24 protein-coding genes are annotated in these 24,617 nt (G+C 68.5%); 20 read left to right on the top strand and 4 right to left on the bottom strand.

Going from position 1 to position 24,617, the window contains the following annotated elements; all coding sequences use genetic code 11:
- Positions 1 to 426 (bottom strand): hypothetical protein (locus AB1634_09825; GenBank protein ID MEW6219815.1); only part of this gene is annotated, 426 nt, incomplete at its 3' end.
- Between the two features lie 30 nt (positions 427 to 456).
- Between AB1634_09825 and AB1634_09820 the strand changes: the two genes are divergently transcribed.
- From AB1634_09820 to AB1634_09810, 3 genes are all read left to right on the top strand, one after another.
- The gene (locus AB1634_09820; protein MEW6219814.1) at positions 457 to 1,788 is read left to right on the top strand and encodes a TIGR04013 family B12-binding domain/radical SAM domain-containing protein; all 1,332 of its coding nucleotides are present in this window, start codon (positions 457 to 459) and stop codon (positions 1,786 to 1,788) included.
- Between the two features lie 128 nt (positions 1,789 to 1,916).
- Positions 1,917 to 2,336 carry a hypothetical protein gene (locus AB1634_09815; protein MEW6219813.1) on the top strand — a complete coding sequence of 140 codons (420 nt, stop codon included), beginning with the start codon at positions 1,917 to 1,919 and terminating at the stop codon, positions 2,334 to 2,336.
- Between the two features lie 215 nt (positions 2,337 to 2,551).
- Complete coding sequence (locus AB1634_09810; GenBank protein MEW6219812.1) at positions 2,552 to 3,754, top strand: hypothetical protein; 1,203 nt, start codon at positions 2,552 to 2,554, stop codon at positions 3,752 to 3,754.
- 94 nt (positions 3,755 to 3,848) lie between these two features.
- Here the strand turns inward: AB1634_09810 and AB1634_09805 are convergent, their stop codons facing one another.
- A complete protein-coding gene (locus AB1634_09805; protein MEW6219811.1) occupies positions 3,849 to 4,415 on the bottom strand; it encodes a Uma2 family endonuclease in 567 nt (188 codons plus the stop codon).
- Between the two features lie 367 nt (positions 4,416 to 4,782).
- Between AB1634_09805 and AB1634_09800 the strand changes: the two genes are divergently transcribed.
- The 3 genes from AB1634_09800 to AB1634_09790 are packed head-to-tail and all read left to right on the top strand — an operon-like array spanning position 4,783 to position 9,228.
- Positions 4,783 to 6,975, top strand: a complete 2,193-nt coding sequence (locus AB1634_09800; GenBank protein MEW6219810.1) for a hypothetical protein — start codon at positions 4,783 to 4,785, stop codon at positions 6,973 to 6,975.
- A gap of 38 nt (positions 6,976 to 7,013) precedes the next feature.
- Entirely contained in the window at positions 7,014 to 8,333 is a 1,320-nt protein-coding gene (locus AB1634_09795; GenBank protein ID MEW6219809.1) for a tetratricopeptide repeat protein, read from the top strand.
- Between the two features lies 1 nt (position 8,334).
- On the top strand, positions 8,335 to 9,228 hold the full coding sequence (locus tag AB1634_09790) for a FecR domain-containing protein (protein ID MEW6219808.1): 894 nt from the start codon (positions 8,335 to 8,337) through the stop codon (positions 9,226 to 9,228).
- 92 nt (positions 9,229 to 9,320) lie between these two features.
- Here AB1634_09790 and AB1634_09785 read toward each other — a convergent pair whose 3' ends face one another.
- Entirely contained in the window at positions 9,321 to 9,980 is a 660-nt protein-coding gene (locus AB1634_09785) for a metal-dependent transcriptional regulator (GenBank protein MEW6219807.1), read from the bottom strand.
- Between the two features lie 14 nt (positions 9,981 to 9,994).
- Positions 9,995 to 11,953: a nucleoside recognition domain-containing protein gene (locus tag AB1634_09780; protein MEW6219806.1), complete on the bottom strand. Its 1,959-nt coding sequence runs from the start codon at positions 11,951 to 11,953 to the stop codon at positions 9,995 to 9,997.
- A gap of 296 nt (positions 11,954 to 12,249) precedes the next feature.
- On the opposite strand from AB1634_09780, the gene AB1634_09775 reads away from it, so the two are divergent.
- From AB1634_09775 to AB1634_09710, 14 genes are all read left to right on the top strand, one after another.
- The gene (locus AB1634_09775; GenBank protein ID MEW6219805.1) at positions 12,250 to 13,674 is read left to right on the top strand and encodes a sigma-54 dependent transcriptional regulator; all 1,425 of its coding nucleotides are present in this window, start codon (positions 12,250 to 12,252) and stop codon (positions 13,672 to 13,674) included.
- Positions 13,675 to 14,091: 417 nt separating this feature from the next.
- The gene (locus AB1634_09770; GenBank protein MEW6219804.1) at positions 14,092 to 14,469 is read left to right on the top strand and encodes a hypothetical protein; all 378 of its coding nucleotides are present in this window, start codon (positions 14,092 to 14,094) and stop codon (positions 14,467 to 14,469) included.
- 29 nt (positions 14,470 to 14,498) lie between these two features.
- Complete coding sequence (locus tag AB1634_09765) at positions 14,499 to 14,951, top strand: magnetic particle specific iron-binding protein (protein MEW6219803.1); 453 nt, start codon at positions 14,499 to 14,501, stop codon at positions 14,949 to 14,951.
- 28 nt (positions 14,952 to 14,979) lie between these two features.
- Positions 14,980 to 15,231 carry a magnetosome protein MamI gene (gene mamI, locus AB1634_09760; protein ID MEW6219802.1) on the top strand — a complete coding sequence of 84 codons (252 nt, stop codon included), beginning with the start codon at positions 14,980 to 14,982 and terminating at the stop codon, positions 15,229 to 15,231.
- Positions 15,232 to 15,285: 54 nt separating this feature from the next.
- The gene (locus tag AB1634_09755) at positions 15,286 to 17,118 is read left to right on the top strand and encodes a trypsin-like peptidase domain-containing protein (protein MEW6219801.1); all 1,833 of its coding nucleotides are present in this window, start codon (positions 15,286 to 15,288) and stop codon (positions 17,116 to 17,118) included.
- A gap of 401 nt (positions 17,119 to 17,519) precedes the next feature.
- A complete protein-coding gene (locus AB1634_09750) occupies positions 17,520 to 18,527 on the top strand; it encodes a hypothetical protein (GenBank protein ID MEW6219800.1) in 1,008 nt (335 codons plus the stop codon).
- Positions 18,524 to 19,645, top strand: a complete 1,122-nt coding sequence (mamK, locus tag AB1634_09745) for a MamK family actin-like protein (GenBank protein MEW6219799.1) — start codon at positions 18,524 to 18,526, stop codon at positions 19,643 to 19,645. The genes AB1634_09750 and mamK overlap by 4 nt, the downstream gene beginning before the upstream one ends.
- Positions 19,642 to 19,971 carry a hypothetical protein gene (locus AB1634_09740; protein MEW6219798.1) on the top strand — a complete coding sequence of 110 codons (330 nt, stop codon included), beginning with the start codon at positions 19,642 to 19,644 and terminating at the stop codon, positions 19,969 to 19,971. The genes mamK and AB1634_09740 overlap by 4 nt, the downstream gene beginning before the upstream one ends.
- A 12-nt stretch (positions 19,972 to 19,983) precedes the next feature.
- The gene (locus tag AB1634_09735; protein ID MEW6219797.1) at positions 19,984 to 20,244 is read left to right on the top strand and encodes a hypothetical protein; all 261 of its coding nucleotides are present in this window, start codon (positions 19,984 to 19,986) and stop codon (positions 20,242 to 20,244) included.
- A 2-nt stretch (positions 20,245 to 20,246) separates the two neighbouring features.
- Positions 20,247 to 20,462, top strand: coding sequence for a hypothetical protein (locus AB1634_09730; protein ID MEW6219796.1), 216 nt, complete (start codon positions 20,247 to 20,249; stop codon positions 20,460 to 20,462).
- A gap of 15 nt (positions 20,463 to 20,477) precedes the next feature.
- Entirely contained in the window at positions 20,478 to 21,389 is a 912-nt protein-coding gene (mamM, locus tag AB1634_09725) for a magnetosome biogenesis CDF transporter MamM (GenBank protein MEW6219795.1), read from the top strand.
- The gene (locus AB1634_09720) at positions 21,386 to 23,128 is read left to right on the top strand and encodes a TSUP family transporter (GenBank protein ID MEW6219794.1); all 1,743 of its coding nucleotides are present in this window, start codon (positions 21,386 to 21,388) and stop codon (positions 23,126 to 23,128) included. Before mamM ends, AB1634_09720 begins: the two co-directional genes overlap by 4 nt.
- Positions 23,118 to 23,852, top strand: a complete 735-nt coding sequence (locus tag AB1634_09715) for a PDZ domain-containing protein (GenBank protein MEW6219793.1) — start codon at positions 23,118 to 23,120, stop codon at positions 23,850 to 23,852. The genes AB1634_09720 and AB1634_09715 overlap by 11 nt, the downstream gene beginning before the upstream one ends.
- Before the next feature lie 12 nt (positions 23,853 to 23,864).
- Positions 23,865 to 24,524: a tetratricopeptide repeat protein gene (locus tag AB1634_09710; protein ID MEW6219792.1), complete on the top strand. Its 660-nt coding sequence runs from the start codon at positions 23,865 to 23,867 to the stop codon at positions 24,522 to 24,524.
- The last annotated feature ends 93 nt before the right edge of the window (positions 24,525 to 24,617 follow it).

Below are 24,617 nucleotides of genomic sequence, written 5' to 3'. Positions count from 1 at the left end.
CAGGGCCCGGACCACGCAGAAGCCGAGGGTGGCGGCAAGAAGCACGGCCCAGGCGCCGGGCGGCCCCCACCACGCCTGGGCCCAGGGCATGGTGAAGACCAGGGAGGCCGCCAGGTTCCTGGCCAGCCAGCCGCCGGCCAGGAGCTGCCGGGGCCCCAGGCGCTCCACCAGCCGCACCGTACCGGTGGCCAGCAGCATGGACAGGGGCAGGAAGGACAGGAGCCAGCCCACCCAGGAGGCTGGCATCCCCAGGTGCCGGGCGAAGAGGACCATGGCCTGGCCGGCAATGCACTGCCAGGAGATGAGGTTCACGGAGGAGAAGACCAGGAAGCGGCGGGAGGCGGCAGGCAGGCGGCGCCAGCCGGCCAGAAGGGCTCTGTGGCCCTGGTCGCCGCGGGCCGGGGGCGGCTGGGTGCTTGCGCTCATCCGGGAAGGCTACCCGGAACAGGACGAATATTGAATAGGCAAAGGGCTGTGGAGATCATCGTCTACGAGCAGCGGCAGACCCGGTTCAGCACCAACGCCCTCCTGGGGGCGGTGGAGGCCTTGCCCTTCCGGGATGAGCTGGCGATCCTCGGCGCCCGCGGGCCGGAGGAGCTGCTGGCCCTCCTGGCCAGCCCCGGCGCCCACCGGCGGCAGCTGGTGCTGATCTCGCTCTTCACCTCCCAGCTGCCGGCCATGGCCGCCCTCCTGGCCACCCTGCGCCGCCAGCTTCCCGCCGGCAGCCCTGGCACCACACTCGTGGCCGGTGGCAGCCACCCCACCGGCGACCCGGCCGGCACCCTGGCCCTGGGCTTCGATCTGGTCGCCCGGGGCGAGGGCGAGGCCACGGTGCAGGGCCTGGTGACCGCCATCCGGAGCGGCCAGGACCCCCGGCGCATCCCTGGCCTCGCCTGGCGGGGCGAGGACGGACGGCTCCAGGGCAGCGGCCCGGCAGCGCCGGTGGATCTGGACCGCTACCCGCCCTTTGCCGCCCACTGGCGTCGCTTCGGCCCCATCGAGATCACCCGCGGCTGCCCCTTCGCCTGCCGGTATTGCCAGACGCCCCGCCTGGTGGGGCGCCGGCTCCGCCACCGCTCCCTGGCGGTCATCCTCCGCCACGTGCAGGTGCTGGCTGCCAGAGGCCTGGACGACCTGCGCTTCATCACCCCCAACGCCCTGTCCTACGGCACCCGGGATCCCCGGGCCGTTGCCCTGCGGGCCATCGAGGCGCTGCTGGCCGGGGCGCGCCGGATCGTCGGGGCTTCCGGCCGGATCTTCTTCGGCTCCTTCCCCTCCGAGGTCCGGCCGGAGCAGGTGAGCCCGGAGGCGATCCGCCTCATCCGCACATACTGCGACAACGACAACCTGGTGATCGGCGCCCAGACCGGCAGCCCCCGCCTGCTCGCCGCAGCTGGCCGCAGCCATTCGGTCGCCGACGTCGTCCGAGCCGTGGAGCTGGCCGCCGGTGCCGGCCTCGTTCCCTGTGTCGATTTCATCTTCGGCCTGCCGGGCGAGACCGACCAGGACCGGGCCGCCAGCCTCCAGCTCATGGAGAAGCTGGTCCGCCGGGGCGCACGGGTGCACGGCCACACCTTCATGCCCCTGCCCCAGACCCCCTGGGCACGGCAGCCCCCGGGCCGGCTGCCGGACTGGCTGCGAGCCCGTCTGAATCAGGCCACAGACAGGGGCTGGCTCTTCGGCAGCTGGCGCCAGCAGGAGGACAGCTCCCGGCGGCTGGCCGACTTCGTGGCCGAAAGCCGGCCGGCCGCCGGCCGCCCTCCATTTCCAAGCCCCCTGACTGAATGACAATTTTCCGGCCGCGCCAATTGGTGGCTTCAGTTTCGGGCCAGGTTGCACGATACTGTTAGCAGGGAAGGTAGCAACGAGGAGGGGGGAGGTGAACAGGCTGCCGGAGGGCAGTCAAGGAGGCCCCCATGGACGGTATCGATAGAGTGCAGCTCCTGGCCGAGCTTGGCGACAGCTTCTGCGACCTCAACCACGGTCCAGGCACCCAGTCCCGGGACTATCCGGCGGCTGACTACATCGTCTTGCCCTTCGGGTACCAGGACGGCGACCACGTGGCGGTGGCCGTCCGGGAGATCGTCATCCCGGTCTGCACCGAGTGCGCCCAGGCCCTCCTGGGCGAGGAGTGGACCCTGCTCTACTGTTTCGAATGCGGTGCCAGCCGCTGGGTCTGCCGGGCCCTGGCCAGGAACCGCTATCGCCACCACATCCTCTGGCTGCGGGGCTGTCCGGACTGCACCAGCCAGTTCGGCGGCCTGTACTTCAGCGACCTGCCCCTGGTCGGCCGCACCGAGCTGGTCAACCAGCACCTCCTGCTGCACGCGGCCTGAAGCCCCCTCGCCCCCCGCCTCATCCCGCCTGCCCGGCCCACCTGCCGTAAGCCGGGCAGGCGCCGGCGCCTCTCGCCAACAAATCTTTGGAGAGGGAGCCGTCGCCCGCCTATAATAGGCCTTGAGGGTCCGCCGCTCGTGTCTTACATTGGCGTGGCGATCCTGGTCTTCTTGCCGCCACTCCCCGTCCCGACCGGCAACGGTCTTGAGGTCCCATGCCTCCGAGCAAGCGCTTCTTCGTCGTCTCTGCCCTGCTCCTGATCAGCATGTTCATGCGGCCGGCGGCCGGCTTGGCTGAGCAGGAGACGCGACCGTTGCCGGAGGAGCTGACCACCGCCATCACCCATCTGCTGGCGCTGACCACCCAGGACCGGCCGGTGGTGGATCCGGAGCTGGCCGGCCGGGTGGTGAGCTTCGTGGCCGAGGCGCCGGACGCCGACTATTCTCCACCGGCGGTGGAGGACACCACCGCCGCCTTCTGCCGGTTCGATCTGCCCGTCGACCTGGAGCGCTTCCTGGGCTACATGTACAATCCGGCCATCCCGGGCCAGGTCTTCTCCCCCTCTTCCCTGCGCACCGCCTCCTACCTGCCGGTGGCGGGCGAGATCCGGACGCCGCCGGCCGTCTGGGACCTGACCGCTGCCCGGCAGGGGCCCCAGACGATCCGGGTGGCCGAGCACGAGGAGATCACCCCCGACCAGTTCACCGGCGCCTACTACGGGTACGATGTGGACCGGACCCTGATCCTTCTGGAGCATCAGGGCCGGCCGGCCTTTCTCTCCGTGGCCCGGCAACGGGATGTCTCCGATGTGGGCAAGAAGGGCGCCGCCCTGGGCAGCTCTCAGGACTGGGACTACCTGTATTCCGGTGAAAAGGGCCTGACCAAGACCGGTCTTGGCTGGGTGGACTCCTTCATGTACCGGGCCTTCTCCATCGCCGTCTACGTACCCCCGGCCGGCCAGCCGCAAGCCTTGCGCTGCGGGGTGCTCAAGTGGCTCAATGCCGGCTGGGCCGGCATCAACATGGTGCAACGCCACCACATTCTCGCCGGCATGGAGCGCTACATCCAGGACCTGCGCCTCCTGATGGCCGCGCCGCAGCTGCCGTCCGCCCAGAGCCTGGGCGAGCGCTTTGCCGCCTTCGGCCGCCTCTCCCAGGCCGACCTCCAGGACCGCACCCGCACCCTGCTGGGCAGCCTGCACCGCCGCTATGCCGACCACCCCCTGCTGGACCGGGACACCTTTGCCGCCATCTTCGACTCCGACAGCTATGTCGCCGGCCTTACCCGGGAGCAGATGCTGGCGGCCCTGGGCCTGGAGGCCCTGAAGTGCGCCCTGGACCGGAGCTGCCAGGCCCCGGAGGTCCTCCTGGACACCGAGCGGGCGGACAGCGGCCGGCCGGTGGCGGTCCGGCGCTGAAGGTCCGGCGGGAAAAAGTCGGAAAACCCCAAAGCGTGACCCGACAGCTGGCGGATGAGCATGCCCTGATTCGGGAACTGCTTGCCGGGGAGACTCAGGCCCACAGATCGGCAAGGGAGAAGCTGATGGCGTCGAAGGGGGGCACGGAGACCGGCGCATCATCCTCCAGGGCAGCGATCATGGTCCACAACCCCTCCCGCAGCACAAAGGCCTCCAGGGTGCGGGCATAGGGGTCAACGAGCCACGCGAATCCCACGCCGTGGTGGGCGTAAAGCGGCAGCTTGACCACGCGATCCTTTCTGACCGAGCTGGGCGACAGGATCTCGCATACCCAGTCGGGCACGATCTCCAGACGATGCCCGTCGGGAATGGCCGGCATCCTCTCCCGCCGCCAGCCAGCCAGGTCAGGCACGGCCACCTCCACATCCCGGATGAAGTGGACCTCCGGCTCGGGCAGGATCCACCAGCCCCCCGGGCCGCCGCGCCCGAAGCCAAAGGGAGCGCCGATATCCATGGCCAGGGCGCTGGCCACCACCCCATGCCGGCCACTGGGGCGCGGCTGGGTGTGCAGCTGCCCGTTCAGGATCTCCCCGGTGATGCCTTCCGGCAAGGCGCAAAGCTCATCGTAGAGACGCGTCTGCTGTGCCCGTGCGGTGAGCATAGTCGCTTCCCTTCCGGTTCGACCGGCGGCCGAGGGGGCGGCAGCCACCCATGCGAGAAGGCACCTGTGGCTGGGCCCGCGCCAGTCAATCTGGCGAGGAATCATAGCGCAGGCCGGATGACGAGGCAAGCTGGCGCGCCGCCGGCCCAGCCGGACAGGGCCCGCCTCTCCCTCGACCTCGGGGCCCGGTTGTCTGGAAAGCAGCCAGCATTCCTGCGAGCCCTTGCTATCATTCAAGCGATGTGTTAAGCATCCCTCTGCCCGCGTCGGGGCGTCCTGCGCCGACGGATGGCCCCCCCTGTGTCCGGTCCCACGGCTTCCGACATCCACTCCAAGCTGCATGGCTTCTGCCAGAGAGGCTGCCCCCATGACCCCCCCAGGCTGGATCAGAACCGGACTGTTGACCGTCCTTTTGGCATTGTGCTCCCACCAGGCCGTCCAGGCCGGGACCCTGGCCATCACCGGCCGCCCCCTGGAGATCCGCGCCGACGAATACGGGCGGCTGGGCGTCTACCGCTGGCAGGGTGAGGCCCTGGTGCAGCAGTATTTCCGAGGGGACGACGGCACCGGCACCGCCCTGTTCCTGAATGGCACCGCGCTGCCCTTCTACAGCCACGACACCCCGCAGCTCACCCCGATCAGCCACAGCCAGCCCGACCCGGGGACCATCGTCACCGAGGTTATGGCCGGCGACACCGGGGTGCACGTCACCCTGACCCTGTCCTACGTCGAAGGCAGCGCCTATTACCGGCTGATCTGGCAGATCAGCAATCAGGGCACGGAAGCCTACACGGATCTGGCCCTGCTGCACGGGGGGGACACCTACTTCGGCGGCGATGACAGCTCCCGAGGCCACTGGGACGAGGGCCTCAAGATGGTCTACCTGGATAATCCCGACCCCGGCATCACCGGCATCATGGGCCTTTACGGCGGCCATGACTCGCCGGCCGACCACTACTACGAGGCCCATTACGGCAGCGTCTGGACCGCCATCGAGCAGGGGAGTCTACCGGACACGGTGAATGAATCCTATCTCGACGCCGGCTATGCCCTGAAGTGGGAACGGCCGGCCCTTTTGCCCGGCGAGACCTGGACCGTGGTCGCCTTCGAGAAATGGACCGAGGCCGGCTTCATCCAGGTCATCGCCCCGGCGGACCAGACCGGTGATCCGGGCCAGGAGATGACCTACAGCTTCGTGCTCCAGAGCTTTCTTGCGGCCGAGGACTCCTTTGATCTCAGCGTCACCTCGGCCGGCGGCTGGCCGGTCAGCCTGCCCGCCGGCACGGTGGTGACCATCCCCGGCCTGGAGTCCACCACCGTGGAGGTGACGCTGGCCATTCCGGAGGCTGCAGCGCCGGGAGCCACCGATGCCCTGACCCTCACCGCCACCTCCCGCACCGATCCTCAGCTCACGAACAGCGACACAGTGACCACCCAGGTGTCCGTCACCCCCAGCGCGGTCAGCCACACCTGGGTGGCGGACGTGGACAAAAACGGCACGGTGGACGTCGCGGACTACCACCTGGCAGCCCTGCCGGCGCTGGCTCCTGACCAGCCGGATCCCCTGGCGGTCTTTGGCGGCGCCGCTCCTTACGACCCTGCCGCGCTGCGGCTGTTCACCTACGACAACCCTGCCGGCGCCTACACCGAGTATCCGGCCTTGCCGGCCGCGGCTCCGGGCAACGGCTACTGGCTCATCACCGCCGCCGACCGGCAGACCGCCGCCACCGGCCAGCCGATCCCGGCGGACGTGCCGTTTGCGGTGCCGCTGGCGCCGGGCTGGAATGTGGTCGGCTATCCCTTCATCCTGCAGGGGCCCTGGCAGGGGGTGAAGGTCCGGGTGGACGATGGCGAGGGGCCGGTGGACTACCTCGTCGACGACCCGGCCAACGTCTGGGTGGAGCACAATGCCTGGGGCTACGACCAGGGCTATTTTGCGGTGGACACCGACACCGGGGTGGTCAAGCCCTGGGAGGCCTACTGGGTGCGCAACATGGGCACCGAGCCGGTGGCCCTTCTCTTTCCGCCCCTGGCGGTGGCCGGCGCCCCGGTCGCCGCCGCCCCTGCGGCCTTCCGTGGGGGGGCCGCACCGGGGCAGGGCAAGGTCGGCCTGGCCTTTTCGCTCCGGGAGCAGGGCACAAGCCTGGTGGACCGCACCCTGTTCCTGGGCCTGGCGGCGGAGGCCAGGAGCGGGCCGGACGTCCTGGACTGCCTGGCGCCGCCGCCGGTCTCCACCCAGGCGCCGCGCCTGGTGGTCGATCATCAGGACTGGCCCGAGCGGCCTGGCCTGTACGCCGTGGACGTCCGCCCCGCAAGAAGAGCCGCCACCGTGTTCCGGCTGTCCCTGCACGCCCCGGCCCGGCCCAGCGCCACCACCTATCTCCTGCAATGGACCGGCGGCCAGACGCTGCCGAGGGGCCTCGGCAGCGTCCTCGTCGACCTGGACAGCGGCCGCGCTCATCGCCTGGGCCGGGACGGCCAGTGCGCGGTGGTGCTGCCGGCCGGCAGAGCCAGCTGCCAGCTGGCGGTGATCATGGCCCGGGGCCTTCCCCGCTTCTGAAAACGGCACATCTTCCCTGGGCTTGAGAGGTGACACAGATGACGACGAGGCGATCGGCGACTCTGGCCGGTGTCTCCCTGGCCGTGGCCATCGGCTGCACGCTGGTGCCCGGCACCGGCCGGGCCGCCCCTACCCCCGAGCCGGCAGCCGTTCCGGCCGGGCTGACGCCCCACCAGACTTACGCCCGCGCCTGGCAGGCGGTATTCGCCGACCCGGCCAACCCGCAGCTCAACTACGAGCTGGGCCGGGCGGCCATGGAGATCGGCCTGTACGAGAACGCCGCTGCCGCCTACGAACGGGTGCTCATGGTCGATCCCCATCTGGTGGCCGCCCGCTTCGAGCTGGGCCGGGCGTATTTCGAGCTGCAGTCCTACGCCATGGCCAAGACCGAGCTTGCGCAGGTCCTGGCCGCCCATCCCGAGGAGCCGATCCTCTCGGCCACCCACCGCTACCTGGCGGAGATCGGCAAGCGCACCGCCAGCCACCGGCTCGACATCGCGGTGAGCCTGGGGCTCATCTACGACACCAACGCCAATGTCGGCCCGGCGGACGGCATCATCGACACCGTCTTCGGCCCCATCACCCTGGGGCCGGCCAGCACCGAAGAGGAGGATGCGGGCACCCTGATCAGCCTGCAGGGCCGGCACCGTTGGAGCCCGGACCAGGATACCGGCTTTGCCTGGGTCAACCGGCTGGCCTACCGGAGCATCGCCTATTTCCGCAAATCGGAATTCAACCTGGCGGCTGCCTCCCTGGCCACCGGGCCGACCTATGGCCAGGGGGCCTGGGGCCTGGAGCTGCCGGTAACCGCGGACCTCATCGAATTCGGCTCCGATGCCTATGCCGAGTACTACGGCCTCGCCCCCAGCGCCGCCTGGGGACCAAGCTCGGAGGTCAGCCTGGGCAGCCGCCTCACCCTGCAGAGCCGGGACTACGACACCAACCCCAACCTGGATGGCTCCTACGCGGCCCTGGAGCTGCTGCCGCGCTACATCGACCCGCAGATGCGCTACTGGCTGCAATGCCAGCTGGGATACACCTGGGAGAATACCGAGGCAGGGTTCGAGGAGAACGACGGCCCGCTCTGGGGGGTCTCCGTGTTTGCTGATCTCCATGAGCGGTTGAAGGGCCTCGTTCAGCTCGAAAACCAGTACCTGGGCTTTGACGACCCCGATCCCATCCATGGCCGGCCACGGAACGACACCCGGATACGAGCCACGCTCAGCCTGGTTGCACCGCTGCCCTGGTGGGACCTGGACCTGGGGCTGTCCTATGTGGCCACCCGGAACCGCTCCAACCTCGACGAGCACGACTACCTCCGGCAGCAGACCACCTGCATGATCACCAAGAGGTTCTAAGATGCCCAGAACGTCCTGTCTTCCCGGGTTGATCCTGCTGGTCTTCGCCCTGGGCCTGCCCGGCTGGGCCCTGGCCGCCACCGCCCCCGTGGGCCGGGTGGCGATCCTCCAGGGCCAGGCGGAAGCCCTGTCCGCGGCAGGCGATACCCGCGCCTTGGCGATCAAGGCCCCGATCCACGCCAACGATACCATCCGGACCGGACCAGCCAGCCGGCTCCAGCTCTTCTTCCTGGACGAGACCATTCTGAGCCTCGGGCCGGAGAGCAGCGTCACCATCGACCAGTTCGTCTTCGACCAGGAGACCTCGGCGGGCGCCTTTGCGGCAGATCTCGCCCGGGGCACCTTCCGCATGGTCACCGGCGCCATCTCCCGCGCCAATCCGGAACAGGTGAAGGTGAAGACCCCGGCTGCTACCATCGGCATCCGCGGCTGTTACCTGGCCGGTGTCCTGGAAGGCGGGCAGCAGTCCCTGACCCTGGTCTTCCTGGGGGGCCTCCGGGGTGCCGAGCGGGGCATCTACGCCGAGAACGCCCAGGGAACGACTGACCTCACCATGGCCGGCTTCGGCCTCACGGTGCCGTCCGCCGGCGCTGCCCCTTCCCCGCCCATCCAGTTCAGCATCGGGGACATCCAGAATCTTCTTTCCGGAACCGAGCTGACCCCCAGCGGCCAGGAAGCCCAGGGAGGCGAGGCCACCACCGGCCGCAGCGGCGTGGTGACCGGCAGCCTCGGCGGCCCGGCTCCCCCGGTGGAGTCCGGCCCCTCGGGCCTGGGCGACACCTTCAATTCCACGGCCCCGCCCGTCCTCACCCTGCCAGAGGTGGTGCCGGAGCCGATCATCCCCCCCAGCGGACCGCCAGCGCTGCCGGAGCCGCCACCACCTCCTCCCAACTGAGCTGCCTGCTCGGGTGCAGCCGCTCCTCTTCGGCCCCAGGCCTGCCTTGACCGGGCGATCGTCTGCCGCGATGGCCGGCATGGAGGACGCAGCTAGCCGGCCTGGAAGGTGCGCCAGACGAAAATGTGGGCAGCGATCTCGCGGTCCATGGCGATCTCGGTGTGCTCGTAGGCAACACAGAAGGCCGGCGAGGTCTGCAGCACGGTGACCGTCACGCCGGGCTGCAGGCCGAGGGCTACAATCTGATGCACGGTCCAGTCGGCACTGGGCTTCAGATAGAAGATCCTGCCCGCCTCGCCCGTGCGGAGATCGGCCAAGCTCACCACAAGCCCTTCCCGCAACCGGAAGCCGCTCTGGCAGCACCGGCCCCGGGGGATGGGGCGACCGTCCGGACAGACCTCCGGATGCCCAAGCAGGGTGCAGATGGCCTCCTCCACCTCCGGCAGCAGGTAATGCTCGGCCCGGCAGGCCACCTCCTCCAGCTCGGAATTCTTCAGCTGCAGAATGCTCGACAACAGGACCTCGGCCAGACGATGGCGCCGCATGACACCGTTGGCCACGCCTTGCCCCCGGCTGCTGAGGGTCACTTGCCCACCGTGCGTGGCGATGAGTCCCTCGCACTCCAGCTGCAGAAAGTCGGCCTCGGTCACGGCCGTCGCGCAATCCCGCCGGATGGCCTCCAGGGAGTAGAGCCTCTTCTCATTGGCTCGGAGGATGGCCTCCAGGATCTCGTCCCGCTTCTCGTCGTCCATGCTTCGATTGGCTCTCAGGAAAAGGTGATGCCCAGGAAGCGGCAGGCGTGGCTCACGACACTGCCGGCGAGAAGGGCATAAACGGTTACGGCCCCCATGATCACCACGGCGGCCCTGGTCCCCCGCTCCTTGAACAGAACGATGGAGGCGTTGATGCACGGGGCGATGAGAGTCATCACCAGAAGATGGACCACCAGCTGCAGGTTGTCGTAGCTGGCGCTCAGGTGGGCGAGCTCCGCGGCACCGCTCTCCCGGCGGATCATGGTCTTGACAAACACCTGCACGCTCGTCTCCGGCAGCCCCAGAAGCTGACCGAGAAACGGCGCGGCGAGGTGCTCCAGCGTGGCAAGGCCGCCGGTCCAATCGAAGAGGAAGATGCCGAACGAGGCCAGCATGAAGACCGGCACCGCCTCCTGCAGGAAGGCGCAGGTTCTGCGAACGGCTCGCCGGAGAATCGGACCCGGTCGCGGTGGCCGCAAGGGGGGCATGGCCATGAGCAAGGGGGTCTTGCGACCCGGAACAATCCGGTTGGCCAGAAGGCCTACGCCCAGAATCTGGACCGCGATGAGCCCGAAGACGGTGAAGGTCGCGGACGCTGGCATGTTGCCGAGGATCACAAACATGACCGCGATGAGGGGCGCACAGGGAAAGCCAAGAAAGAGGAGAAAGGCGGCGATGTTCTTCTCTTTTTCGCTGCCCAGCATCCTGGTGGTGAGAATGGCCGAGGTGACGCAGGAAAAGCCGAGGGCAAGGGGGACCACGCCCTTGCCATTGAGACCGATCTTCTGGAGGGCCTGATCAAGAAGCACCGACAGACGGGGCAGGTATCCCGAATCCTCCAGCAGGCCGAAGGCCACGAAGAAACAAAAGATCACCGGCATCACCAGACCGATGGCCAGGGCAACGCCGTTGGGGACGATACCGAAGTCCGGGCCCACCAGCATCTCCCGGACAAAGACGCTGGGGATGGAGGCGGCCAGCCGGCTTGTCCAGGGGATGATGACCTCCTCGAAGAGGCAATGGTGGACGGCGTCGGCCAGCCAGCCGGCGCCGAACGAGCCCACAAAGAGGTACGTGAGGCAGACCACCAGCATGGCGATGGGCAGTCCCGTCCCGGGTCGGGTGCAGATGTCCTCCGCCGCCGGGCGGCGGGCCCGGTCTGCCTGAGCCGCCCGCAGTCGCAGGCAACGGCCGGTGATCTGCCGGGCCTTCTGGTGAAACAGCCGCTCGAACAGGATGTCGAAGGGGACGGCCCCTTCCCGCAGGCAGGCGGCGGCCAGCCCCTCGAGGTGAGCGGCCGTGTCCTCCCCGAGCACTGCCGCCAGATGCCGGCGGACCCCCTGGTCCCCACCAAGCAGCAGGCAGCCGAGAAGCCGCGAGCCGATCAGCCCTTCCGGCAGGAGCTTGTCCAGAAGGGCAAAGAACGTCTCGACGTGGCGGGGAAAGGTGACCAGACGCCGGGAGGGCGGCGGCAGCGTCCCCAGGCGTGCCACCAGATCCCTCAGCGGGTCGAGGTCGTCCGGGGTACCGGTCAGGGGCAGGACCGTGCAGCCCACACTCTGGGCGAGCTCTTGCCGGTCGATCGCCAGGCCGCGGGCCGCCGCCGCAGCCGTTCCGTTCACGGCCAGGGCCATGGGCAGACCCAGCTCCATGAGCTGGAGGGCCAGCGCCAGGGAACGGCTCAGGCTGAGAGCATCGGCTACGAAGAGGATCCCCGCCAGGTCGCCCCGCAAATACTCGGCCAGGATGTGGTCCCGGACGGTCGCCTCTTCCGCGTCCCGACTGAGCAGGGAGCAGCTGCCGGTGGTGTCGAGAAGCAGCTGCCGGCCTCCCCGGAGGGCGCCGATTCGTGACCAGGCAACCGGGGCCGTCGAGCTCGGTGCCGCTTCCCGGTTGCGACACAGCCTGGAGAACAGGCGCGTCTTGCCGACCCCGCGGTTGCCAGCGATGAGGACCTTCGCCGTTCTCGCCATGCCCATTCCTCTTCCACCTCCCCTCCCCTTTCCTCGTTTTCACCCAGGACGCTTCTCGACCGGAGCACTGGCTTCCGCGGCCAATTTGGTCTAGTTATTGCTATTTCCGACGCAGCCACGCGGGTGCGCTCGCCCCGCTGGGGCGTAGCAAGTTCCGTACCGTGCTCTGCGGTGCAAGACGCCCGCGGAGCCAACGACGTGAAGCCCAAGGGGGATCGGAGCCTCGGATCGGCGGTGGCTCCGAGGGCACAGGCCCCTTGTACCGGCGGGGCCTGTTCAGGAAGCGTAACGAAGCGATGAGCAAGGTACTTGTTGTCGACGATGACGCCGCGGTACGGGACCTGGTGAGGCAGGCCCTGGAAGAGGCATCGCACACGGTCGTGACGGCCGGCTCGTTGTCGGATGGGATCCGGGCGGCCCAGGGCAGCAGCTTTGAGGCGGTGCTGCTGGACATCCGGCTGCCGGACGGGAGCGGGATCGGGGCGATGCCACGGTTCCACCGGCTGGCTTCGCAGCCTGCCATCATCATCATGACCGCCTATGGCGGACGGGCGGATCTTGAAAAGGCCTTCTCCCAAGGAGCCTTTGACTTCCTGGTCAAGCCGGTGGCGATCGCCGATCTGGTCGGTGTCGTGGACCGGGCGCTTGCCAACCGGGCGCTCCGCCAGGCCTTCGGCACCAAGGTTCTCGACCGTCCTTCGGACCATGGCCTGGTCGGCACCAGCCCCCCCATGCGCAAGGTGCTCGAGCAGCTCGAGCTGGCGGCCCCCAGCCCGGCCAGCGTTCTCATCGTCGGCGAGACCGGCACCGGCAAGGGGGTCCTGGCACGGGCCATCCATGCCAGAAGCCCGCGGCACTGCAGGCCGTTTGTGACCGTGGATTGTGCCGCCCTACCGGAATCGCTGGTCGAAGGCATTCTCTTCGGACACGAACGGGGAGCCTTCACCAGCGCTGACCGGGCTCGACCTGGTCTCGTCCAGCAGGCCGACGGTGGAACGCTTTTCCTCGATGAGGTGGGCGAGCTTCCTCTGTCCCTGCAGAAGACCTTTCTGCGGGTGCTGCAGGAGCGCAACGTCCTGCCCCTGGGCGGCAAGCAGGAGATCCCCGTGGATTTCCGTCTCATTGCCGCCAGCAACCGGAACTTGGCCGACATGACGGCGATGGGCGCGTTTCGCTCCGATCTCTTCTTCCGTCTGCGGACCATCGAAATCAGGATGCCCGCCTTGCGGGAGCACCGGGAGGACATCCGAGACCTGGTGCGCTACCACGCCGCCCGGTTGTGCAAACGCTACGGCATGCCGGACAAGGCCTTTTCTCCCGCCTTCTTCACCGCCCTGGAGCACCACGAGTGGCCGGGAAACGTCCGGGAGCTGGTCCACCTGCTCGAACAGGTCCTCACCATGAACTATGGGATCAACACGGTGGATGATCATGACCTGCCGACGCAGATCCGGGTCAGCGCCCGGCTGGAGGCCTTGGCCAAGGTCGTCCCCCGGGGCGATGGCATGCCGGTCGCCGTTCCTGCCCCCGGTTCTTCCGAGGCCTTCCCTCGATTCCAGGATGCCCGGTCCGCCATGGAGCGGCAGTATCTCGAAGAGCTGCTCCGCGCCGCGGCAGGAAGCCGCAAGAAGGCCTGTCAGCTCTCGGGGCTTTCCCGAACCAGGATTTTCGAGCTCCTGCGCAAACACGACCTGCTTGGCCACGACGCACGCTCCTTGTAGGACCTGCCGCGCCCCGCTGCCCCGTCGCCTCCGATGACGCCGCCCTCCCTCCGGCCGGCAGTCGCCGGCCAGAGGTTCGCTTTGTCGAACATGACCAGGCCTCCCCCAGCCAAAGTATCCAGCCGGCTGCACCAGGGGGACGCCGCTGTTCAGAAAAGCGCACAGACGTTCCTCTTTCCGAACGTCGTCGCCTCTCGTGCCGCCGACCAGATCCCCCTGTCCCGCACCGTTGCGCCGGCCGTGGTCGTTGTTTCCGTCCCAGCATCGGCGTGCCGGAGGCCGTACCCACCTCGGCTTGCCTGGCGGTCCGAACCTCGGCCTCCTTGGTATCGGCCTTGCATAGGTGGCAGCCAACCCGGATTGGACCCGACTAGCGACTGCTGATGGGCAGGTGCCATGGAGAGGAAATGGGTCATCATGTTCCTGCCAGAGGAGGGCGAGGCGGAGGAGCGCCTGCTGGGACGTCTGCTGCCGTTGCTCAGAAGGCATCCGCTGGAGATTGTGCGCTCTGCGGTACAACTGGAGCGAAGCCTCCAAAGGCCGTTATTGGCCTCCGCCGTTGTCCTGCTGCTGGTGCCTGACCAGGAGGCGCTTTCCAACCTCCTGGCTGCCTCCTGTCTGTTGCAGGAAAGCACGGTCATCCTCATTTTGCCCGACCTGTCGCCAGGCACGCTTGCCAAGGCCCATGCCATGGGCGCGCGATTCCTGAGCGAGCTGGACAGCGATTTTTCGGATGTGGCGGCCGTGCTGCCACGGATGCTCGGGACACCCGAGCCGATGACGTCTGCATACTGACACCGTTCGAGGGAGGAGGAGCTGTGGCGATGGAATTCGAAGGAGCCAAGGCGGCGGAGCTGGTGGCGAAGAATGCCGCACCGGCCGGGGCCGGGGCCGGCAAGGGGGCCGCTGTGCAAGCGGCGGAAGTGGAGCTTGCGGAAGCGGCCAAGGCCGGCAAAGGGGCGGCCGCCTTGAAGGGCGCGGGCGGCGCTGCCAAGGGGGGGACGGCTGGCAAGGCAGGCGCGCTGGCTGCCGGCAAGGGCGCCGGTGCTGCGGCGGGCAAGGCAGCGGCCGGTACCACCGCCAAGCTGGGCACCCTCGCTGGGGCTGCCGCCGCCAAGGGGGTTTGCACCGGCGGCAGCCTGTGGACGGGCAGTGGCTACAGCCTGGGCCTGGGCCTCGGCCTCGGCATGTGGGGCCCCATCGCGGTGGCCGGTGCCGGCGCGCTCCTCATCGCCGGCGCTGTCGCCGTGATGAAGTCACGGCAGAAGACGGCATAGGCCAAAGATCTGAGGAGAGGTTGTCTTCATGGGAAACATCATTCTGGGGGTGGTGGCCCTGGCCTTCGGCGTGTGGGGGCTTGGCGTCTGGTGGTGGTCGGTGGTCGAGGTGGTGCGCGGCCTGGTGCCGGTGGCGGCGGTCGTCTTCGGTCTGGTGGCCGTCGGCGCCGGCATCGCCGGTCTGCGGAAAGGCGCCAGCCAAGACGAGGCCGACGAGGATGAGGAGGAACTGGAGGCAGCGGAGCCAGCAACCGGTGCCAGCAAGGCCGACCCGTTCTAGACTCCCCGTCCCGCGCCACTGGCATACTGGGACTCCCGCGACCACAGGTGGATCATGCTCGGCACATGCGGCAAACAGGTTCGGGGCTGGCTGAACTGGATCACCGTTCTCGCCGTCCTGTTTCTCATCGGCAGCTGGTGGTATTTCGACCAGGGGCCGGCGCGGCGCACGCCTCCGGGGCCGCTGGCTGCCCCAGCCAGTGCCAATGGGCCGGCCGTGGCTCCGCTGGCGCAAGCGCTCGTCCGCCAGACGGCGCCGGTCAGTCCTGCCGCCAGGGTGGTGGCCGCCGTCCAGCCCAGTGTCGTCAACATCAGCGCCCTGCGCCCGGACATCGCCGAACCGCCCGCTGGTCAGAAACAGCCGGACGGCTCCGCCAATCCTGGCGGGAGCGTCTTCCGCTTCATCGATCCTCTGGCCGGCGCCTCCATGAAGAGCATCGGCAGCGGCGTCATCATGACCGAGGATGGCGCCATCCTGACCAACTACCATGTCGTCCAGCAATCGGACCAGATCTATGTCACCTGCTTCGGGGAGCAGGGCAGCTCGCGCTACCCGGCTGAGGTTGTGCACCTGGACGAGCAGGTGGATCTGGCCCTCCTGAAGATCAGGCCCGTAGCGCCCTTGCCCACCGCGACCCTGGGCGACAGCGAGCTTCTCAGCATCGGGGATCAGGTCCTGGCCATGGGTAGCCCCTTCGGGCTGGCCCAGAGTGTCAGTCAGGGGATCATCTCCGGAAAGCGCGACGCCATCGTCATCGAGGGCATAACCCACCGGGACCTCTTGCAGACCGATGCCGCCATCAATCAGGGCAACTCGGGTGGCCCGCTGGTCAACATGCAGGGCCAGGTGGTGGGGATCAACACCGCCATCTACACGCCCAACGGCGCCTTCGCCGGGGTGGGCTTTGCCGTGCCTGCCGCCACGGTGCGGGAGTTCCTGCACGACCTCATCGCCCTGCCGGAGCCTGCTGCGTGGCCCGGCTCCGGGGGCAGCCCCCGTCCTGGCTTCGCCAAGATCGCCGCCGCAGGGGCTCCACCGCCCATCGCCCCGGGCGCCGTTCCGGTCCACAGCGATCGTGGTCCCTGCCAGCTGTGCCATCAGGTCGTGGGCGGCCCGACGGCGGCGGCCCTGCCGCCCCAGCCCATGAGCACGGCCATGGCTGCGCCGGCCGGCGAGGCCGGCATGCTGGGCTACCCGGTCCTGTACGGGGCAGCCGTTCGTCCGGTGGACTCGATCATCGCCAACCATTTCGGCCAGCCGGAAAACAGCGGCGTCTTTGTCTGCAACGTTCTGCCCGGCTCGCCTGCAGCGCAGGCCGGACTCCAGGCCGGCGACATCATTGTCAAGCACAACGGCCGGCGCTGCCAGACGCCAACCAGCCTGTTCGCGAGCATGGCCAGCCCTGACGGTGGCAGGACCAGGCTGGGGATCATCCGGAGCGGCAGACGCCAGGAGGTGGTGCTGCAACAAGCGGCGCCCCGGCAGGAGGCCATGCTGCCTGCGGCGCAGGTGCAACCGCCGGCAACGACTGACCAGACGCTGGCCGCACTCCCCAGCGCGGCGCCGGCCGCCGATTCCGCCATCCCGGCACCGGTGCCCAGCCCCCAGGAATGGGAATGGATGGGCATGGAGCTGGTGCCGGCAGAGGCGGCCCTGGCGACCGGCCAAGGCGCGACGGCGACAGAGTGCATCGTGGTCAAAGAGATCTCGGCCCGGTCGAAGGCCGAGCTCGCCGGGGTGCAGGTCAACGATGTTCTGGTCTCCATCAACCGGTTGCCGGTTCGCTCCACGGCGGACCTCAGCACCATCCTCTCTGCCTTGAGTCCGCTCGATGGCGTGCTCCTGGAGCTGGAGCGGGCGTCGCAACGGGTCTACGCCACACTGTGAGGACATGCCACCACAGAATCAGGGGGTGACAGGAGCTGAGGCCGATGCCAGCCGATGAGGAAAACGGATTCCGCCTCCGGGCGGATGCCCCAGATGACGATCAGGTGGACCGGGAGATGGTTGCCCGACTGATGGAGGCCATCGCCCGCCGGAGCAAACCCCTGGCCGGTGCTCACACCCCGCTGCCGGTCGCGCCTGCCCGGAGGGAGGCGAGGGACGAAGGACGGCCGCCCTCCCCGCTGATCCAGGCGGGAGCGGCCGCGCCTGGCCGAGGCCGGGAGGGGCAGCTGTGCCGGCCAGGCCGGCCGGTGGACGAGTCGCAAGGGGTGGCAGCCATGCAGTTCATGGCCGGACAAAGCCACCCCGTCGGACGACAGCATGAAGACAGCCACAGGAGCCCTATGAAGAACGAGCCTCGTTTTCGCACCGAGCCGTTGCCAGCCTCTGCAGCCGAGCCACCGGATGACCAGACGCCTGCAGAGGAGCAGTCGGCCTCCATGCCAAGCCAGCACGAAGAAGTGGCAAGCCAGGGAGCAGCCCGCGCGGCGACGCCGGCCTCTGCCCTTGCCGGCGGCGAAAATGCCCGGGACACCGGCGAGCCCGTGGGCGCGCCGGCCGCCGAGGCCGGCGCCGGCGACCGTTCATCATGGCCGGAAGACGCCTTGCGATCCTCTCCTGCCGCCACCCGGGAGGCCGGCCAGACTGCCGCCGAGTGGGCTGCGGAGCCAGCCACGGCCCAGCGAGAGGCCACGGCCGCTGCCGCGGCACCCGATCTGTCTCAACTGGCCGGTGGCCTGGAAGAAAGGGAGGCACCGGCCCAGGCCCCACTGGGGGGTGGGGATCGCACCGCCGGCCTGTCCCAGTCCACGGCAGAGCCTCCGGAAGGGTCCACGGAAGTGGAGGTGGAGCCGGAGGCGCCGTATGACCGGGAAGGCCGGCTGGTGCGGGTGCCGGTGGAGGATCTGGGCGCCGGTTTGGCGGCGGTGGCCGGCGCAGCCATCCGGGGGGCGACCGCGGGCGGCAGGCAAGCCATGGGAGCAGCCCGCACCCTTCTCACCGCCATCACCACCGCGGTGCCCGCCGGGGATGAGGCGCCGACTTCGGAAGAGTCGGGCAGCCGGGAGGCCGAGCCGGCGACGCTGGTTCCGGTAGAGGGTCTGGGCGAGGGGATCTGCCGACTCCTGGGCGAGGTGGGCCGCGGGGTGGTCAAAGGCGGAGTGGGCCTGGCCTCCTGCCTGGGGGCCGCCACCAGCACCGCAGCCAGGGTCACAGCCGAGCTCATGGGCCGGCTGGCTGCCGCCACGGCGTCGAGCACGAAAGCGCCTGCCGCCGAGGCGACCGGGTCCGCGGCAGCCGCCGCGCCTGCCCCCCTTGCCACCACCACCCGCGAGGAGGGAGAGCAAGCATGACGCTAGCGTACCGGGAAACAGGACAGGACAGTGAGCTTCTGATCGGCATCGACCTCGGCACGTCCCGTACCGCCGTGGCGACCAGCCAGCACTATCGCGCCATCATCCGCTCGGTGGTCGGCTACCCCCGGGATATCATCGGGGCCAAGCTCCTGGGAGCCTTGTGCGTCTTCGGCGACGAGGCACTGGACAAGAGCTCGGCCGTCGACCTCTACATGCCCCTCAAGGACGGGGTGATCAAGGAGGGGCAGGAGAAGGAGCAGAAGGCAGCCCAGGACCTCCTGGAGCATGTGGTCACCGAGGCGCGGCAGGGCCACGGGGGCCGGCTGTGCGGCATCATCGGCGTGCCGGCCCGGGCCTCGATCCTCAACAAGGAGATGCTCCTGGGCATCGCCAGCAGGGTGCTGGACGTATCGGTCGTGGTCTCCCAGCCCTTCATGGTCGCCTACTACATGAACAAGCTCCACAACTGCATCGTCGTCGATCTGGGCGCTGGCACCGTGGATGTCTGCGGCATGAAGGGAACGGTGCCCACCGCCGAGGACCAGGTGACCATCCTCAAAGCCGGGGAGTATATCGACGAGAGGCTGGCTGGACTCATCGGCCAGGAGCATCCGGATGTGCAGCTGAGCCGCACCCTGGTGCGCACCATCAAGGAGGCGCATGCCTTTGTCGGCCCACCGGCTGCCCCGGTGCTCGTGACCCTCCGGGACAGCGACGGCCGGCCGCACCCGTACGATCTCACCGAAGAAATCCGCACCGTCTGCGAAAGCATCGTCGGTGACGTGGTGGAGCAGGTCAAGGTGGTGCTGCGGAGCTTTGCCCCCGAGCACCAGGCCCAGGCCCTGCAGAACATCTATCTGGCAGGCGGCGGCTCCCGCATCAAGGGCCTCGATCGGCTGCTGGTCGACCAGCTGGGAGAATGCGGCGAAGCCCAGGTGACCTGCGTGGATGATCCGGACTATGCCGGTTGTGAAGGGGCGCTGCGCCTGGCCACCGACCTGCGGCCGGAGTACTGGAGCCAGCTGGGCGTCGTGGCCAGACGGGAAGCACCACCGGAGCCTGCTGCCAGCCCGGCAGGACCAGCCAGCAACCAGGAAGAAGGAGGCAGGTCATGACAGAAGAAAAGACCGTTCTGGAGTACGAGGCCAATGTGATCTCCCGGCTGCTGGCCTTTGTCAGCTATCTGGGCATCCTCTGCTTCTTCCCTCTGGTCCTGAGCCAGCGGGACGACTATGTCCATTTCCATGCCCGGCAGGGACTGGTCATCTGGATCCTGGAGGTCATCGCCATCGCCCTGGTCTATGTGCCCGGCGCCGGCTTCCACCTCCTCCAGGGCCTGGGGCTCCTGTGCCTGGTCTATTCCGTGGCCGGCCTTGTCTCCGTCCTTCTCGGCCGGGCCTGGAGGCTGCCGATCGTAGGCCAGCTGGCGACCAAGCTCTAAGCCCTGGCTTCCATGACCAAGTTGATCCTCTCCCTGTTCCTGGGCGTGCTTCTGCTCATCTTCACGAGCCAGAATCTGCACCAGGCCTGGGTGCGGTTCGTTATCGGCCAACCGGTGCAGCTGCCGATGATCGTGATCATCGCCGGCGCCTTCCTGTTGGGCTACCTCCTGGCTACTTTCAGCCACCTCATGCGCAGGGCCACCAGGAGGGCGGCGATCCCGCGGGATGGCGGCTTGCCGGCGGCCAACCCAGTCAAGGACACAAGGAGATGATCATGACGAAGCTCGCCTGCGGCATCTTTGTCGGCATTTTCGCCGGCGCCCTGGCCATGGAGGTCCTGAAACGGGCCAATCCGATCGCTGCCGGCGCCCTCCAGGCCGGCTGTGCCCGCCTCGTCGGCGGGGTCTGGAGCGTCCTGGCGCCTGGGGAGCCGGGAAAGACTCCTGAAAAGGGCGCCACGGACGGCGCCGAGGCCGTGGCGGTCAGCTGAGGTCCCACCTGCTCCATGCACTGCTCGGTCTGCTACCGCGCCGTCGGCTGGGTGGGTCTTGTGGCCAGTCTGGCCCTGTCACTCCTGAAGCTCCTGGTCGGACTCGTGGCCGGGTCCCACGCCATGGTCGCAGACGCCCTGTATTCCGCGAAAGACGTCCTGACCTCCGGACTCATCATCGTCGGACTTCGGGTTTCCAGCCGGCCAGGCGACGAGAAGCACCCTTATGGCCACGGCAAGGTGGAGTTCCTGATCACCGGGGTCATCAGCCTCGTCTTCATCCTGGTGACCGGTCTTCTGTGCTTCTTTGCCACAGAGAGCCTCTTCGAGGGCCGCCATGAGCCGCCGCACCTGATCGCCCTGTGGACAGCTGTGCTCGCCCTGGCTGCACAGATCTTTCTGTACAGCTATTTCCGCTGCGCCGCTTCCTGCATCAACAGCCCGATGGTGCGCACCCTGACCGGGCATTTCCATTCCGACGCCGTCTCCTCCGCCGCAGTGGCCTTGAGCATCGTCGGCGCCCACTACCTGGGCCTGTATTGGCTCGACCCCCTGGTGGCCCTGTTCGAGACCTTGCACCTTCTCAACCTGGGCGGCGAAAACCTCTGGCACTCGGTGAAGGGGATGATGGACTCGGCCGCCCCGGTCCGGGCGCGCCGGCGAATCGCCCGGCTGGCCAGCGCCACCGCCGGGGTGCTGGGAATCGAGCACCTGCTCACCCGCAGGATCGGCCAGGAGCTGTGGATCGACCTTGGGGTCGCGGTGGATCCGGAGCTGACGGTGCGGGAAGCGCGGGCGATCGGCAATGAGCTGACCGTCGCCATCGCAGCGAGCATCCCCCATGTGGGCAATGTCCAGGTGGGCTTTCGCTCCAAGGCGGAGCTGATCCCGGAGATGGAGCGGCTTCTCGCGGAGAAGCGCTCATGACGCGCTTTTGTGCGATTCATTGGAAGACTCCGGCCGTGGCCCTGGGCGTTCTGTGTCTGGCCACCTTTGCCTGGGCCATTCATCTTTGGCGGGACGGCAGCGGCAACGCCTTGCTGCCGGTCGAGAAGGTCTTTCCCCAGGCGGTTGGCAAAAACGTGGCAGCCGCGGCGGCTAGCGCCCCGGTCTGGCGGCCTGGGCAGGCCGTGGCTGCCGTGATCGCCGGCGGGCAAGCCGGAAGCCCGACAGGCTCCGGGGTGTTCGTGCATCCGGACGGCTACCTGGTCACCGCCCTGCACCTGGCAGCGGACAGGCAGGACATCGGGGTGCGGCTTGCCGGTCCCGGCGGCAGCCGGACCCTGCGGGCGGAGGTGGTCAAGGTCGCACCCACCCATGATCTGGTCATGCTCAAGGTGCTCTCCCGGGAGCAGTTCCCGTACGCTGCTCTAGGCAATTCCCGGACCCTTCGCGTGGGGCAGGAGGTATTCGCCCTCGGCGTGGATGCCCGGAGCACCGTCGCCGCCCAGTCCGGCCGCATCGGACGCCTGAGCTGCAAGCTGGCTCTGGCCGCGGCGACCATGGACAGTCTGCTGGCAACGGACGCTCCCCTGGACGTCTTTCTCGCCGGCGGCCCGCTGGTGGATGAAAACGGTTGGATGGTGGGCATGAATATCGTCGCCCTGGACCCTGCTGGCCAGCCCCGTGGCTATGCGGTGCCAGCCCACGTGCTCATGGCTCATTTCCAGGAGGTCATCGACTGGGCCGCCCTGGCGGCGAGCAATCCCCAGCCCGGCGCTGCCCTCGCGCCGGCAGCCGCACTGGCGCTGCCGGCGGCTGCCGCCGTGGCAGCTGTCTCCGATCGTCTGGGCGCGATCATGGTGGGCCTGACCGATCACATGACCGGGCAGGCCATCCTGGGCTTCCCCCTGGCCACGGCTGCCGGCCTCCTGCTCCTGGGCTTTGTTTCCGGACTCGCCGGCGGCATGATGACCATGGGCGGGGGCCTCATCAAGGTGACCGGTCTCATGCTGCTCCATGGGTACGGGATCCTCCTCATCCGGCCGGTGGCCTATCTGAGCAACATCTTCATTTACGGAGCGGCTGCACTCCGCTATCGCCGGGACCATCTGCTCGACCTGGCCCGGATCAGGCCGTTTGTGCCCTGGGCCATTGCCGGCGTCGTGCTGGGATACTTCGCCGGCACCCTGATGAGCGATACGGTCATCCGCTATCTTCTGGCCGGCTTCGCCATCCTGGTTGGCATCAAGGTGGCTGCGGAAACGCTGCAGGGGAATCCGGAGGAGCCGGCGCCGGAGACCATGGAAGCCGACCTCGAAGAGCCCTATCACAGGCGCCCATCCGGGCCCACCGCCGCCCATGGCCTCCTCGGGCTCCCCATGGGGCTCATCAGCGGCATCCTCGGCATTACCGGCGGCGTCATCGAGGTGCCACTCCAGAACTATGTGGCCGGCATCCCCTTGCGCCGGGCCATCGCCAACTGTGCGGTCCTGGTCTTTTGCACCTCGACCGTAGCCGCCGGGCTGTCCCTGGCCCACGGCGTGACGGCGGGCCACTTTGCCCTGGCCACGCCGCTGGCGCTCACCGCCCTGCTCCTGCCCGGGGCCTTCGCCGGCGGCATGTTCGGGGCCTGGCTCACCAAGGTGATACCGTTTGTCGCTCTGCGGGGCCTGTATGCCCTCCTCATGTTCGCCATGGCGTTCCGGATGCTCTATGAAGGCTGAGAATTGGCTTGTTGGCAGCGGCACGGTGCTGCTGCTTCTGGTGGTGCTCACCCGGGCCCTCGCCGGCGCGCCGGGACGCCACCCGGCGGCGGCCGGGCCGCTGGCCGGGAACAGGCTGGAGGCGCGTGCCATCCCCGCCGCCCTGCCGGCGGGCACGACCGGTCCGGCCGGGACCAGCCGGGGCAAGGTCGTTCAGGAGGGGCACTGGCTGGGGCTGGAGGTCCTGCCCCTGACCCCGGCGCTGGCCAAGGCCAACAACATCCCCGCCGGGGTGCGAGGCGTGCTGGTGGATGAGGTAACGCTCCTGGCGGCCGAATGTGGCGTGCTTGCCGGCGACGTCCTGGCTGCGGTCAACGGGGTGCCGGTGCCTGACCTGCCGGCCTTCGAAACGGCGACCCGTCGCATCGCCAACGACCGGCAGGCCTCGCTGACTGTCTACCGCCAGGGTCGGTATGGCCAAATCGAGGTGCGGGACCGCCGCCGTCTCGGCTTCGCCCAGCTGGAGGCGGCACCGATGATCCTGGCCACCGACCAGCGTCCCCACGGGAGCTACGGTGCCTGCGACCGCTGCCACGTCATCTCCAAGACCAGCCGGAATACCGGGCAGCTGGCTGCCGATCTGGGCGACGTCTTGGCCCGCCGGGCGCCGGCCATCAAACAAGGGACCGCGGCGAGCCACGGCAATCGCGGGCAGTGCGATTTCTGTCACACCTATCGACCATAGACGGAGATGAGCATGGGAAAGCCGACGCTGGGCATGCCGCCCTTTTTCGAGCAGGCCGGTCTGTACCTGTACAGTGGCCTGCAGTCTCTCAAGGGCCTCTCCACCACCTGGATCGAGGGGTACAACCGGGTCTTTTCCATCGACGAAGAGACCAGAAGGCGGTACCACCGGGACCGTGGCCTGGACCTGGCACGGAAGGGGAAGCACACCGAGGCCATCCCGCTTCTTCGGAAGACCGTGCGGCAGCGGCCGGACGATGCCGAGGCGGCCTATTTCCTGGGCAAGTCCTATCTGAAGGTCGGCCGGCAGGACGAGGGCATCCGCTGCTTTGAAATGGCCCTGGCCAGGGATCCCAGCAATCCCCGTCTGCCGGCCCACGTGGCCATGGCGCACATCCGGGCCAGGCAGTACGACCGGGCGGTGGCGGTTCTGGAGGGGGCCGTCGAGCGGGGTCACCAGGAGGTTGAGATCTACTTCCGCCTGGGCAACGCCTATGACCACCTGGGCCAGGTGGACCGATCCATTGCGGCCTACCTTCGTGCCCTGGAAAGGCGACCGGATGATGCCCGGGTGCACCGGTTCCTGGGCATGGCCTATGAGCAGATGGGCGAGCATGAAGAGTCGGTCAAGCACCTCAAACAGGCCCTCCAGCTGGAGGAGGCCGAGAAGTAAGGCCATCACGGGGAACCGGCATGCTCAGCACGGCAGCTTTCTGGAAAGGCTGGGGTGGGGACGGGGGTGGGGAAGACCGGGTCGAGCGGCTCC

Source organism: Thermodesulfobacteriota bacterium (assembly GCA_040755095.1).
GTDB lineage: Bacteria > Desulfobacterota > Desulfobulbia > Desulfobulbales > JBFMBH01 > JBFMBH01.
This window is presented reverse-complemented; position numbering and strand designations above follow the sequence as displayed.